General features: G+C 59.3%; 10 protein-coding genes. 1 reads left to right on the forward strand and 9 read right to left on the reverse strand.

Annotation, left to right across the window (positions count from 1 at the left end; genetic code table 11):
- Positions 1-35: 35 nt before the first annotated feature.
- From DES43_RS05760 to DES43_RS05770, 3 genes are all read right to left on the reverse strand, one after another.
- Positions 36-1,208 carry a glycosyltransferase family 4 protein gene (locus tag DES43_RS05760; RefSeq protein ID WP_133674845.1) on the reverse strand — a complete coding sequence of 391 codons (1,173 nt, stop codon included), beginning with the start codon at positions 1,206-1,208 and terminating at the stop codon, positions 36-38.
- Positions 1,205-2,233, reverse strand: coding sequence for a glycosyltransferase (locus DES43_RS05765; RefSeq protein WP_166647710.1), 1,029 nt, complete (start codon positions 2,231-2,233; stop codon positions 1,205-1,207). The genes DES43_RS05760 and DES43_RS05765 overlap by 4 nt, the downstream gene beginning before the upstream one ends.
- 103 nt (positions 2,234-2,336) lie before the next feature.
- Complete coding sequence (locus DES43_RS05770; protein ID WP_051520363.1) at positions 2,337-3,683, reverse strand: hypothetical protein; 1,347 nt, start codon at positions 3,681-3,683, stop codon at positions 2,337-2,339.
- A gap of 139 nt (positions 3,684-3,822) precedes the next feature.
- On the opposite strand from DES43_RS05770, the gene DES43_RS05775 reads away from it, so the two are divergent.
- Positions 3,823-4,929 carry a DUF2793 domain-containing protein gene (locus tag DES43_RS05775; protein WP_051520364.1) on the forward strand — a complete coding sequence of 369 codons (1,107 nt, stop codon included), beginning with the start codon at positions 3,823-3,825 and terminating at the stop codon, positions 4,927-4,929.
- A gap of 7 nt (positions 4,930-4,936) precedes the next feature.
- Here DES43_RS05775 and DES43_RS05780 read toward each other — a convergent pair whose 3' ends face one another.
- The 6 genes from DES43_RS05780 to DES43_RS05805 all read right to left on the reverse strand — a co-directional run bounded on the left by DES43_RS05780 (position 4,937) and on the right by DES43_RS05805 (position 13,352).
- Entirely contained in the window at positions 4,937-5,878 is a 942-nt protein-coding gene (locus DES43_RS05780) for a glycosyltransferase family 2 protein (RefSeq protein WP_035023212.1), read from the reverse strand.
- Positions 5,879-5,880: 2 nt separating this feature from the next.
- On the reverse strand, positions 5,881-7,002 hold the full coding sequence (locus tag DES43_RS05785) for a glycosyltransferase (protein ID WP_084496384.1): 1,122 nt from the start codon (positions 7,000-7,002) through the stop codon (positions 5,881-5,883).
- Positions 6,983-8,749 carry an ABC transporter ATP-binding protein gene (locus tag DES43_RS05790; protein WP_245264632.1) on the reverse strand — a complete coding sequence of 589 codons (1,767 nt, stop codon included), beginning with the start codon at positions 8,747-8,749 and terminating at the stop codon, positions 6,983-6,985. Before DES43_RS05790 ends, DES43_RS05785 begins: the two co-directional genes overlap by 20 nt.
- Positions 8,750-8,872: 123 nt before the next feature.
- A complete protein-coding gene (locus DES43_RS05795; protein ID WP_035023215.1) occupies positions 8,873-10,165 on the reverse strand; it encodes a sugar transferase in 1,293 nt (430 codons plus the stop codon).
- A 278-nt stretch (positions 10,166-10,443) separates the two neighbouring features.
- Positions 10,444-10,935: a transcription termination/antitermination NusG family protein gene (locus DES43_RS05800; RefSeq protein ID WP_051520366.1), complete on the reverse strand. Its 492-nt coding sequence runs from the start codon at positions 10,933-10,935 to the stop codon at positions 10,444-10,446.
- Positions 10,936-11,351: 416 nt separating this feature from the next.
- The gene (locus DES43_RS05805; protein ID WP_063608035.1) at positions 11,352-13,352 is read right to left on the reverse strand and encodes a polysaccharide biosynthesis protein; all 2,001 of its coding nucleotides are present in this window, start codon (positions 13,350-13,352) and stop codon (positions 11,352-11,354) included.
- Positions 13,353-13,563 lie beyond the last annotated feature (211 nt).

A 13,563-nucleotide genomic window follows, 5' to 3' on the forward strand; every position in this document is an offset into this window, starting at 1 on the left:
TCTAAAAATATAAATCAAATAAAAATTATACTTAATTAAATTTTCCTGAACAAATCCATATTGGCTTCAAGCGATCCTGCATCTACGATCCTCTTCCGAGCAAAAGATACCGACGACGCTCTCATCCGTGAGTCTTCATCAGCAGTCATCCTTGCTATATACTCAATTTTTTCCGCAAATTTCTGAGGATCGCCCAAAGGCAAATCCCATCCAACACAAGCATCTGCAAGATTTCGCCATGGTGTGGTGTCGGCAATCAAGACCGGTGTTCCAGCAGCGAGCGCCTCATGAATGACATGTCCATAATTCTCGCCCTGTGTGGGAAGGAAAAACAGATGATAGCCGGCAAGAATCGATGTCACATGTTCGTGTTCTACTCCGCCGAACCAGGCCGTTTCAACATTAGCCGGAAGGTCTTCCATCAGTTTCCTGCAATGCAACCAATACCCTTCGTCGCTGACCGGTCCGTAAATATCGAACCGGACAGGCGCTCGCACCTCCCCCAGCACCTTTAGTGCGAAGTCTAGATTCTTCATAGGCGAGATACGTGACAGGAAGCATATACGCAGCGGTTCTCCCTGTTCGCTGGGAACAAACAGAGGCGGTTCGTTGATAACCGTCTCGGGCAGATTGATCGCGATCTTGATACGCTTCGCAACCGAACCCAAAGTGCGACGAATATCCGCTTCCTCATGCTCGCTTGATGCTTGCCATTTGAGACCGCGATACAGCTGCATCACACGCGCTGCCAGCATGTAAGCGCGCTTCTTCAATGGCTTGAGCCTCAGTGCACTTTCCGAAAACTCGCCACGCGGAGCAATGACACAATGCGTCCTCGGTGCAAGGCCGAGACGCCGCGCCAGCAATGGTTTCTGCGTAAAATCAGGGTCGAAGAAGCTGTTGAGATATAGCACGTCGTGCTGCGTGTCCCGCAGGACTCTCGCTATATGGCCCAAGCTTTTCTCCTGCGGAGAGAGATAGAGTACCTGCGCCTTGCCCACCGTCTTCCAGACACCATCCGTCACGTCGGGATAAGGTTCCGTGTCGGTGGCGTCGCGATCGGAGGTAACGATGCGGAAATCGAAACTGTCGCCAAGCGCCTCGACCATATTCGCGATCGTACGGATAGGGCCGCCGGACTTGTAGCCCGGCAGGTAATAGTGAATGAAGGCGAGGACGATGGGGCGATCCTTTTCGTCTGTGTTCATAACGGCGCTGCTCCAATCTCTTTTGAGACCCACGGCTCAACCGGTCTGGCCGTGGTGGCTGCGCCCGCGACATGCGAAAACACCGTACCGAGATATTTCGCCCCCGCATCCGCTCCGAGGCAGCGTGCCCATTGCGCAAGTACTGCGCGTGCTTCAGGCGTTTGCCTGCCCCGGGCTATGACTTGCCTGAAGAGCGCGACCAGCGCTTCCACATTTCCGGCAGGAAACACACCGCCGACGCCGCTGACCTGAACGATACCAGCCGCCCCGCAGGCATCGGAGCAGATGGCGGGTGTACCAGCCATCAGCGCCTCCGATACCACCGCGCCCCAGCCGTCATTCCGGCTGGGAAGCACGAGGCAATCCGCCTCGGCCATAAGCGCGGGGATTTCACCGATGGGTCGCCTGCCAAGCCAGTCTACACGACCCGGGAGTTTCTTTTCGGCCAGAGTTCTAAGCGCCGCTTCGAGTGGGCCAGAACCGGCCAACATCAGTTCAAAATGCTCATTCGCTAGCCTTTCGAGCGCGTTGATCAGTAGGTCAACACGTTTGAGTTCGATGAACCGACCGACAAACAGGAATCGGAACGGTGCCCGAGGTTCGAAATTCTGCGCGATGGGCTGCGGACTGTCGGGCAGGAAATAGGCAAACGGGAACACCCTGTCGGCGGGCATGCCTCGCGCCGCAAGCCACCCCGGAGTGGCGTGGCCCGTAGCAAGAACGCCCTCGATACGCGGACCCCATTGCCGGACAAGTCGACGATATTCCAGACGCTTGAGCGCGCCGCGCCAGCCGGAATCGTCCACAGTCTCCATGATGACCCATTGCCGGATACCCCGCTCTGCAAGCGTCCGCTGCGCCACGCCGACCAGCCCATTGGCACGAAGGCCCTGGCAGATATGAATGCTGTCTTCGGGCGCCTCGCGCACCACCTCACGCACCGCGTCGGACGTGGGTGCAAAGCGCAGATGCGCCGCGCCGAGCGGCGGCACCTGCCACCCTTGCGCGGCGCGATCGGCCGACATTTCCTCTTCGGCGACATATGTGACCGCGCGCCCGGTGGCGGCAAGAGCCGCAGCCAGCCCCGCCATATGTGGCGAGACAATACGCTGCCAGAACCAGACGGGATCAGGCACGGCACATACGGGTTCGCGACTGGCCACCGGCATAGGCCCAGCCAAGCAGGATCATTGGCAGCAAGCCCATTCCACCTGCCGAGAAGAGAGTCGCTTCACCCATATTGAGCAGCAGCACGGTCATGCAAACCGCGAAAGGCGCAAGCCCGCTGCGCGCAGCAGAGCGCAACAACCGCAGGAGCCAAAGTGCCACGAACAGGGCGCCGAGCACACCAACTTCCTCAAGAACCATGAGGGGCGCAACCCCTTTCTCAATCGATGCGCCCGTCGGCAGACCGAGAACGGGATCTCGCTTCACTTCCATTAAGGCAGGCTCCGAGGCTATGCCGAAGCCGATACCCGTCAGCGGCTGCCGGGCAATATTGTCAAGCATCGCATCCATCAGCCTGCCACGCGATCTGTCATAGAGTTCAGACAGGTTTTCGCCGCTCGCACGGCCAGATTTGGTGATATAATATTGAATTGTTTCAGCAATTTTCGGCGCCATAAAAATTCCGCCCACCAGAGCCATGCACAACACCGCCCAGATGCGTGCGCTGCCCAGCCCCGGAGCCATTCGCGCGATGGACAGGCCGGAAAAGCCTGGGGCCAGCAGAATGGACAGGCCGATGCCCCCAACCATGGAGAGCCCCGCCGTACGTGCCTCCGACATTAATACCAGCATGAGGCATGCTCCGGTCAACACAACCAGCCACCAACCCGGCTTTCGCTCGCCGAACATGCGCGTCGCTGTCCATGCGCCGAGCAGCGCCATGGTAGGCCCAAAGGCTTGAGGATGGTTCAGTATGCCCTGAAAACCCCGGTCGTTGCGCAGGTAACCCAGCGATGTGAGCGCCAGCGGCAGGCTGAGAACCAGTATGATCACCAGTCCCCAGAATATCTGCTGCGAGAGCTCGTGTTTTTGCCAGTCGGAAAGTCCAGACCAAGCGGAAATCAACGTTCCCATCGCCAGCGTCCACGACAGCGCCTTGAGCACCGACACGTCGACGATCGGACTGAACAGGACGGAATGCCCCATAAGGAACACCCCAAGAAGAACCGTAGCCAGCGTAAAAGGAAGCAGATGCGGCTGGCGGGACAGCAGGTTGCTATGGATCAGGGCCGAAAAAGCAGCTGCGAAGAGCACGGCGTAGCGGCCGACTGCCGCGCCTGAAGCTTCCGGCGCTACCCCCTGACTGAGCATCGTGAAGAGCCATGACATGGCGAGCGCACGAATCGCGTGTGCGGGGCCAAGCAGTGCATAGCTCGCGAGCACCAGATAGCTCACACTGGCGGTAGGCGCCGAGGCGAGTCGCAGCGCAAGCGCGACGATGAGCGGTGTATAGGCCCCCAGGCCCATCGCCGATGCCCGGACCGGTGCGACCGCAGGACTACCGGGAATTGCGGCTCTCAACTCAACCTATCCTCACCAATTTATCCACCCCTTGCGCGGTGAAACTATCATGGCTTGAACAAATCATGAACAAAGGCCGCTGCCCATGACCGAAACCACCCCCCTGCTCGATCTTCCCTATATCATGCCGTCGCAGGCGCAAAAGCATGTTACCCACAACGAATCGCTGCGCATGCTTGATGCGCTCGTGCATCTGCGCGTTGGCGCGCGCGGGGTCGACACGCCGCCAGCCGATCCGGCCGAAGGCGACCGCCTGGTGGTAGGGGCTGCGCCATCGGAGGCTTTTGCCGGGCAGGCCGGCAACATCGCGGCATTTCAGGATGGCGCCTGGGCCTTCTACACGCCACGTGCGGGCTGGGTGATCTGGGACGCTGCGGAAAGCGCCTTGCTGGTGTTCGACGGCGCAGCATGGAAACCGGTTTTCGACCCGCAGAACCTTCCCCTCATCGGCGTCAACACGCAGGCCGACGAAACCAACCGGCTTGCGGTGCGCGGCGACGCCACGCTGCTGAGCCATGACGGGGCCGGCCATCAGCTCAAGATCAACAAGGCCGCCACAGGCGACACCGGCTCGCTGCTGTTCCAGACCGGCTGGTCCGGCCGCGCGGAAATGGGGTTGACGGGCGATGACGACTTCTCGATCAAGGTTTCGCCGGATGGCTTGGCATGGCACGGGGCGCTGACCGTGGACCATGCCACAGGCCGGGTAGGCATCGGCGCCGTGACGCCTGCGACCGCGCTCGATGTCGATGGCATTATCCGCGCGTCGACTGGCTTTCGAATCGGCAATGCGACCTTGCAGAATGGAGCAAATTCGTCCCAGCTCAACACCAGCGCCCATTTCTCGACCACAGGCCTGTTCGCCATCGGCACGACTCCGACCAACAATTATTATCTGCGCATCCGGTTGCCCGATGCCAGCGCGGAGCGACGGGCGATCTATGCCTATGCGGAAGGCAGTCCGATATTCGTCGTGCTGGGAGATGCCCGTACGGGAATCGGCACGTCGATGCCCGCCGCTTCGGCCCAGCTCGAAGTGGCAAGCACGACGAAAGGCTTCCTCCCGCCACGCATGACCACGGCGCAGCGCGATGCGATCCCCTCGCCAGCCGAAGGGCTGATCGTCTATAACACGACCGCGCACGAACCGCAGGTCTGGACCGGAGCGGGGTGGGTGGGGATGGCAGGATGAGCGGGGTTCAATGGGGCGCGCGCCTCTTCATAAGCTTGCGCCAGAGCGGGCGATTGCCGAATTCCGGGCGTAGATCGGGATTGCGATAGAACCGCACGACATGCGGGGGCACCGGCTTATGCTGGCGCCGTCCGTCACGGCATCCGTGCAACGCCGCCCTGGTAAGTGTCAGGCCGAAGCCGGGGCCGAAGGCGCGTACGCCCGAGACGACATGGCTAAGAAGATAGCGCAGCGAGAAGGGCAGCGCAGCACGCAAGGGGAAGTGCTTGTAGAAGACACGGGTGAAATTGTAGACCCAGCGCTTGCGTCTTTCCAGCCCGACCTCTGCCTTGCTTACCAGATTGTCGTGCAGGACGGTGGCATCACCCACGTAGGCGATATCAAATCCCGCCGCGCGCGCGCGGATTGACAGGTCGAGTTCCTCTCCTCCGAAAGTACAGTTTTCGTCGTTGAGGCCGACGACATCGAGGACAGCCCGTCGGATCAGATGGCAAGCACCGTGAAAGTTCGCCAGCCTGTAATCTGGATCATCAAAGGAAAGCTGCACTTTGCCGGTGGCAGCGTGCAGGATTCGCGGTGAGACGATGCCAAAGCGTGCGGACCGTTGTATGCTGGCTCGCATTGTGCTGACCGCCTCCGCCGTGATGAACGTGTCGTCATCGATGTTAAGGATGAAATCTCGCGTCGCCTCGCGCCAGCCCGTGTTGCGCCCGCCCGCCACTCCCAGATTGCTATTGTTGAGAATAAAATGGGTATTGGTCTTTCCTGACAGAATATCAGCGATCATCTCGGGTGAGCCGTCCGTGGAGGCGTTGTCGACAACGATCAGTTCGCAACCCGTTTCTTCTACCATCTGCGCCAGTGCGATCAGATTCCGCCCAAGTGTGTTCCCCCTGTTGAACGACAGCACGACGATGGAAATGTTGGAGAGGTCGGGCGCAGGGCTCAAAGTCATCCTTGCACCGCCAGATCTTCCGCAAGTGCCAGATAGGCGCCGGCCGCTTTCTCAACCGAGAACTCCCGCGCCCTTGTCTTCAGCAATTCAGCAGGTGTCGGATTATCGAATTGCTGTTCGATGGCAGCGGCGAGAGCATCTGCATCACCCACAGGCACCAGCGCGCCATAACGTCCGCCATCAAGAATCTCACGAGGTCCGGAGGGGCAGTTCGTACTGACCACCGGCGTGCCGCAAGCCATGGCTTCAACAAGGACATTGCCGAACCCTTCGTGCAGGGAGGGCAGAACAAACACATCGGCGCGCGCGAGATAAGCGAATGGATTCTCCACAAAGCCGGGCATCGTCAGGTCGTCGATCACACCGAGTTGCTTTGCCAAGTCCTCCAGAGAGGCCCTCAGGCTGCCTTCTCCCAGCAGAATAAGCTTGGCCTGGTGCTTTTTTCGCAGCTTTGCGAAGGCCTGTATAAGGGTGGAAAAATCCTTCTCGCTCGAAAAGCGGCCCGCAGAGATGATAACGGGCATGTCCTTCTGCACCGGCCAAATAAGCGAAACCGGCTGGCCGGCAAGAATTTCGATCTCGGGGCTCCACACAGGATTGTAGATCACGCTGATGCGGTTGCGTTTGATACCCGGCACATGAGTCCACTGATCCGCCACCCCGGAAGATATAGCAACGAGTGCGGCTGCTCTTGTATAGGATGCGCGCACCAGCTTCTGCAAAATTCTAGGTTTTAGTCTCTTCTGAGGTTCGTAACCGATACCATCCCACCCGCGTTGCGAGATGATCACAGGACGTTTGCGCGAGAGCAGACCGTTTACAAGGGAAGCGATCATGTTCGGCCCGGACGTCGCCGCGATTACGAGATCCGGGTTCTCTTTCCAAATGTAGGAAAGATACGCGCCCATTCTCCTTATCCACCATGGTGCCTCGAAGTCGAATACGCTTGCAATATCATGAGCTTCTGATCGCATGTCGCCGCGACCGGAGAAAGCCAGAATATCAACTTGGTGGCCCAACGCGGAAAAACATTTGGCAAGGCGATAGTGGAACGCTCGACTCCGCCTCCTGATAGGGTATGGATGAATAATGCAATCTTCATGATTGGTCCGGCACATATTGCTTTCTTTCGCCCGACATGGCTTCCCGCCAATCGAGAACTCTCCCCTTTTCCAGCCGCACCACCATATCGCACGCTTCCAGAGTGCTCAGACGGTGGGCGATGATGAGGATGGTGAGGTTGCGGTCGAGCCGTTCGATCGCCGCCATCACCGCGCTTTCGGTCTCGGTGTCGAGCGCGCTGGTCGCCTCGTCGAACACCAGAACGCGCGCCTGCTTGTAGAGCGCGCGGGCGATGCCGATGCGCTGGCGCTGCCCGCCGGAAAGCTGGATGCCGCGCTCGCCCACGCGCGTGTCGTAGCCGTCGGGAAGCGCCGCGATCACTTCCGCAAGCTCCGCCTGCTCCGCGGCCCGGCGCACCCTCTCGCGGTCTATTTCCGCCGGCCGCACTCCGAAAGCGATGTTTTCGGCGATGGTGGTATCGGCCAGATAGATGGCTTGCGGCACATGCGCGATATTCTTCTGCCAGGCGGCGCGATTGGCGGCGGTGAGTTTCACACCGTCGACGCGGAGCTCTCCCGCGGTCGGCTCCAGAAGGCTCAGAACGAGGTCCATCAGCGTCGACTTTCCGCTGCCTGTCTTGCCCGCTATGCCGACGCGCGCGCCCTTCGCGATCTCCAGGTTCACCCCGTTGAGCGTGACGCCTCTGCCGCCGGGATAGGCGTAATCGACGCTGTCGAGACTGATGGTCCGCTCGAAGGACAGCGGAATATCTGCATCCGGCATTTCCGGCATCGGCCGGGACAGCAATTGCACCACATCGTTGAGGACCTGCCGGTTGCCCATTGCCAATGCCCAGCCATTATAGGCCAGCTGGATCAGAGGGAGCAGGCGCTGTGCGCCGAGCGCCAGTGCGCCCAGCACGGGAATGGCCTGGGCAAGGCCGCCGGGGCCCTGCACCATCACCACGGCCACCAGCGCGATCAGCACCATGCCGAGCGCTTCGACCACGAAGCGGGGCGCGCCGGCAAGAACGGCGTTGCGCGTTCGCGCGTCGCGGTAATCCGCCTCCGCCTGCTCGTAGGTCTCGATGAAAACAGGCTGCAAACGGTCGAGGAGCACGTCGCGTATGCCGCCCAGCCCTTCCTGCATGGCCTGCACCCGTCTTCCTTGCGCCTGCGCGATGATGGCGCTGTTGCGGCGCAGGCGCCTGCGGGCAGCGACCGAGGCGACGAGATAGATCGCTGCGCATCCTACGCCGGCGACAAGCGCGACCACCGGATCGATGACGACCAGCCCGCCGACGATGAACAGGCCGATCACCACGGCGATGAACCCGTTCATCAGCGGAATGAGCACATTGTTGGTGACGATCTGGACATTGTTGATCGAGGCGATGATCTCGCTCGAATTGTGGCGTGTGTGGTACGTGTAGGGCTGTAGCAGCGTATCTGAATAGAGCCGTACGCCCAGATCGTAGGACACGCCGTAGACGAACCGGTTGCTCGCCCGCAGCAGGGCCAGCCGCAGCACCGCAGCGATAAGCGCCGCCAGCGCGAACAGGCCCGTCACGACATAGACCGCTGCGGTCTGGTCCCCGGAGCCGAGATACCTGACCATGGGGGACATCGCTGCACCCTCATCGGCAGGAGAGGCTATAAGGGCGAGAAGCGGCACCACAGCGCCGATCGTGACGACCTCGGCAAAAGCACCGACAAGCATCAGCGCCATGAGGGGAACGAATGCACGGCGGCGCGACGGCGAAAGCCTGTTGAACAGTATGCGCAACGCGGCGAACAGGGACAAGTCCAGCCCGTCTTGCGCCGAATTCAGCTTCGCCGTTCCGCTCTCAGACGTATTTTTTACCACCACAGTCACTTCACGTGTTTTTCCGCAAAGTGCGTTTTTTCCGGGTGTCCGAAACGCAATTCACTTCGCTCCGAACCCTGTCAGCATGATGCGGATCGTCCTCATGACGATGACCAGATCGAGCCAGGGAGAGAAATTCTTGATGTAGTAGAAATCGTAATGCAGTTTTTCATGCACTTCGTCGACATCCGCGACATGGCCTTGATTCACCTGCGCCCATCCGGTGATACCCGGCCGAACGATATGTCGATAGGGGTAGAATGCGAGCTCGGCGTCATACCACAGCGACAGCACGACCGCTTCCGGGCGGGGCCCGATCCAGCTCATCTCCCCACGCAATATGTTGATGAGTTGCGGTAACTCATCCAGCCGGCTGCGCCTCAGGAGGCGACCGATGCGTGTAATTCGTGGATCGCCCTCACGCGTAATGGCCTTATCCCTGGCTGCCAGTGACCCATCGTCGCCATCGCGCATAGTCCTGAATTTATAGAGCGTGAATGTCGCGCCGCGATAGCCGACGCGCTCCTGCCGAAACAGGGCCGGTCCGGGGCTTTCCAGACGGATAAGCAATGCAAGCACAAGCAGCAGCGGAGAAGTGACGATCAGTACGATCAGAGCCGCGAGCCAGTCGATCGTCTGCTTGATCTTGATATAGGCCTGATTGGGATTGAGCGAGCCCAGCGTGTTCTCTGACAGATGATCGATCTCGACGCGACCCGTCAGCGATTCCAGCACCTGCTTCACATGGTAGACCGGCATCCCCGACAGAACGCAACTGGTGATGAAGCGCAGCCACGACTCCGGCAGATCCGCCCGCAGATCCGCAACGATGCCCTGCACCTTTTCTGGAACGATGCCCGGCGTGTGCAGAGGATGCCATACGACGCTCTCCACCGCGGAGAGCCGCTCGACACTCCCCAGCGGAACCATCGCCAGCCGGGCGGGTTCCAGCCGGCTGGAAACGGCACTCAGGCTGAAATACCACAATGTGGAGATCAGGAAGGAACCCGCTGCCTGAAAACGGCTGTAGTCGAGACGGAAAAAGAAAATGATAATGAAAACCAGCCCGTAGCTCAGGGTGAAGGCCGGCAGTATCGTGCTGAACGTCGCGACTCCGGGGAAAGAATCCAGACGCCTGTAGATCGCATAGCCCATCACATGGGCTATTGCGGCCGCGGTTATCGTCACCTGTATATTGATCGACAACACAATCCTCGGCTCCAGCGCCATGCGCGCCAGCAGAGGAATACCGATTGCCAGCAACAGACCACCCGTCAGCTGATAGCGCAGACGCATCAGCGGATGACGTGTGCTGGCAACAGCGGCCGGCCGTTGGGATAGCGCGGTGTTCATCTTTACCGAATTTCAGATCAGATCGGAGAGTTCGTAAAAAAGCGGCAGCCGGGACCAAAGCCATAATGAAACAGACAGCAGAAGCGCTGCAGCGTCTGGCCGCAACCCGTTTTCAGGGCGCGTACCATGAGGCATCCGCACAGGTGCAGCACCCTCGAGATCGGCAACCAACGCCACTCCATACCCGGAAACCATGCCCCCCCCCAACCAATGCTACCGCACGCAGGGTGCAAGGCATCACCCGCGTCAGCAGCAAATATCCGGCCTGCGCTGCCCCGTTACGGTCGCGCCAGATTATCGACCGTGGTATGCACAGGCACACTCCCGGTCAGGAACTCCATAAGGACCGACGCCCTCCCCCGGGCATCAAGATCGATCAGCCTGCCAATCCGTCTGGCGAACGGCCCTTCCAGCAACTCGACCGCATCGCCGGAACCGAACCCCGGATCGAGATCGATGACGCCATTGCTGTCAGCCTTGCAGATAAGAGCCTCCACAAAACCCGGTTCGACCGCCAGCGGGTGTTCGCCACCCGTGAGAATGTGCTTCACACCCATCGTGCCGTTGACCGAGCGCCAGCGACCAGCCGAAGAAGCCTCCAGAAACAGATACCCAGGGAAAAGCGGCACAGCCCCGACGAAGGTCCGACGCGCGTGACGAATGGTCTTGCGCATCTGCGGCAAGAACACGTAAAATCCCTGGTTGCTCAGATTAAAGGCTGCTTGCGCCTCTTTACGAGGCTTGGTCGCAACAACGAACCAATCCGACATTTCCCCGGTGCAATTTTCCCCAACACCTCCGCCGCCGTAAAAGCACCGGCGGATACCCACGCCCGAAAGGCGAACCCACCTTTTCCCTTACCGTTAATTTTGATTTAGTCAAGCAGACACGATCCCCAAGCGAGGGTATCGAGCCATATACAGAGGATAAAAGTCTAAATATTAAAATCTGCAATCTAAATTCTAAAAAATATTTATGTGAAAATTTTGAAAAAACTAAATATATATTTTAAAATTTTTAAAATACACGCATAACGTGTTAAATCATTAAATTTTTTTTGAATTTATATATGACCCGTACTATCGGGGCGATACAGAATTGGGAACTTTCCCCCAGCGATCTTCTCCGAGGATCATTGAGGGAGAGCAGATTTTTACTTCCTGGTCAAGAAACGGGGAGGCCCGATTCAGGCCACCGGCTTCGGACCAGATGGCCGGTTTTTTGCTTTCCTGTCGATCCGGATGACCATCGCCTCCGGATCGTAGTCGTCGTCATCCCTTGCCAGAACAGCACCGGGTCTGAACTCCGGCACAATGTGCCGCAGCAACTCGACAGCGCGTTCCCGATCCTCGTGCTCCACCGCCTGTTCGAGGAAGAGGATCGTCTTGTGCAGGACCTCCTTGTCGATCACGCGCGGAGAGGCTGCAAAGTAAGGCATCTCCGGGGCACGTTGCAGAACTTCTGTCGAGTCGAAGAGTTCTTCATGCAGCTTTTCGCCCGGACGCAAGCCGGTGAACACGATGTCGATATCGATATAGGGCCTGAGACCGGCAAGCTGGATCATGCGCTCGGCAAGATCGACAATCCTCACGGGCTTGCCCATGTCCAGAACCACGATATCGCCCCGCTTTCGGCCCGCATAGGCCGCGGCAGCATTGAGAACCAGACATACGGCCTCGGGTATGCTCATGAAAAAACGGGTGATTTCTGGATGGGTGACCGTCACCGGACCACCCTCCGCGATCTGCTTTTCAAAGCGGGGAACGACGGAGCCGTTCGAGCCAAGGACATTGCCGAAACGGACCGTCGTGAACAGGGTTGTCTGGGAGGCCATGTCCAGCGACTGGCAATAGGCTTCCGCCGCGCGCTTGCTGGCGCCCATGACATTGGTCGGCTTCACCGCCTTGTCCGTGGAGATCAGGACGAAATTGCAGGCACCGAACCTGACTGCCGCTTCCGCCACATTGCGGGTGCCGAGCAGGTTGGTCTTGATGCCCTCGACCGGGTTTTCCTCAACGATCGGAACATGCTTGAGCGCCGCCGCGTGGAAGACAAGGTTCGGCCGGAACCGCGCGAAGACGGCCTCCACCCTCGTGTTGTCCCGGACATCGACGAGGTTTGCTTCAATCCGTATCTGCGGACAGCTTTCCCGCAACTCCATATCCAGCTTGTAGAGATGGAGTTCGGAAGCATCCGCCAGCACAAGCTGGGCCGGTCCATATTCCGCAATCTGCCGGCAAAGCTCGGAACCTATTGAACCGCCAGCACCCGTCACCAGCACCACGCGACCGTTGATAAGCCGCGCCACGCTTGCCAGATCGGCAGCTATCTCCGGCCGCCCCAGCAGGTCGCTGAGATCGATCGGCTTCGGCTGAAGCAGACTCTGCCCCGTAAGCTGCGCCGTCTCTGTGAAATCGGGAATGCGGGAAACCCTGATCCCCAGCCGGGTGGCCAACTGCACGACCTCGGCCAGATGCTGCCTGCTCGGGGCTTCCTCGGTGTCGATCAGTTCGCTGATCGGCGTTCCCCTGACCTTGAACCGCTCAACCAGCAATTCGAGATCCTCGAAGCTGCCGACCACCTTGACGCCCTGGACGATGCGAGCCTGGTTGAGAACCCCATCGTCCAGTATGCCAAGTATATTGAACTCGCCGGCCGCCCCGCGCCGGTTCGCGCGTATGAAGCTCTCCGCATTGTCCGTGAGTCCGTAAAGCAACACGTGGCGCATCGCGTTCGCCGGCGTGCTTGGCCTGGTCCAGGCCATGGAGAAAAACGACCTCTCCATCAGGAGGCGATAGGCAGTGCGGCTGAAGGAAAGACCGGCCACCAGATAGATGAGCGTCAGAACGGGTACAGAGCGCGGCACATTCGAACCGCGCGTCATCAGGAACGCCGCAATCGTGTAGGCGATCACCGATGCCGAGACGACCTTGACGATCGTAACCATGTCGGGGATCGAAAAATACCGCCACGATGCGCGATTGGCCGAAAACAGCCAGTAGAAGCAGATGAAGATCGCAACGAACGCAAGCGCCTTTTCCTCAAGGCCAGGCACGGCGAACATGAAGCGCTCGCCATAGGCGGTGACATAGGAAAGGATGAATGCGGCAAACGCGGTGAAAGCATCCAGCGCAGTGCCGGCAACTCGCAGAATGCGCGCTCTACGCACCAGATCGCGAAACTTCATGCTGTAGAAACTCTCCTCGGCAAGGCAGCAAAGATCAGCCCCGCCCCCGGGCAATCAGCATCGTTTCCCGCTCATCGCGCCAACCGGAATCGGCAGCGCGTTCCCCCCATACGCGAACTTTCCACCCGACAATAACTAACGCCGTGTTATCGGAGTCGTTGCCCTGTGAAAATCCCGCGCTTACCAATTTGCCACCCTAACACGACAAAAC

Source organism: Aquamicrobium defluvii (assembly GCF_004363725.1).
GTDB lineage: Bacteria > Pseudomonadota > Alphaproteobacteria > Rhizobiales > Rhizobiaceae > Mesorhizobium > Mesorhizobium defluvii.

What these genes read in the sequence shown, in the direction of transcription:
- DES43_RS05760 (WP_133674845.1), bottom strand. Translation starts at nt 1,208, where the DNA reads ATGAACACAGACGAAAAGGATCGCCCCATCGTCCTCGCCTTCATTCAC.
- DES43_RS05765 (WP_166647710.1), bottom strand. Translation starts at nt 2,233, where the DNA reads ATGTCGGCCGATCGCGCCGCGCAAGGGTGGCAGGTGCCGCCGCTCGGC.
- DES43_RS05770 (WP_051520363.1), bottom strand. Translation starts at nt 3,683, where the DNA reads ATGGGCCTGGGGGCCTATACACCGCTCATCGTCGCGCTTGCGCTGCGA.
- DES43_RS05775 (WP_051520364.1), top strand. Translation starts at nt 3,823, where the DNA reads ATGACCGAAACCACCCCCCTGCTCGATCTTCCCTATATCATGCCGTCG.
- DES43_RS05785 (WP_084496384.1), bottom strand. Translation starts at nt 7,002, where the DNA reads ATGTGCCGGACCAATCATGAAGATTGCATTATTCATCCATACCCTATC.
- DES43_RS05795 (WP_035023215.1), bottom strand. Translation starts at nt 10,165, where the DNA reads ATGAACACCGCGCTATCCCAACGGCCGGCCGCTGTTGCCAGCACACGT.
- DES43_RS05800 (WP_051520366.1), bottom strand. Translation starts at nt 10,935, where the DNA reads ATGTCGGATTGGTTCGTTGTTGCGACCAAGCCTCGTAAAGAGGCGCAA.
- DES43_RS05805 (WP_063608035.1), bottom strand. Translation starts at nt 13,352, where the DNA reads ATGAAGTTTCGCGATCTGGTGCGTAGAGCGCGCATTCTGCGAGTTGCC.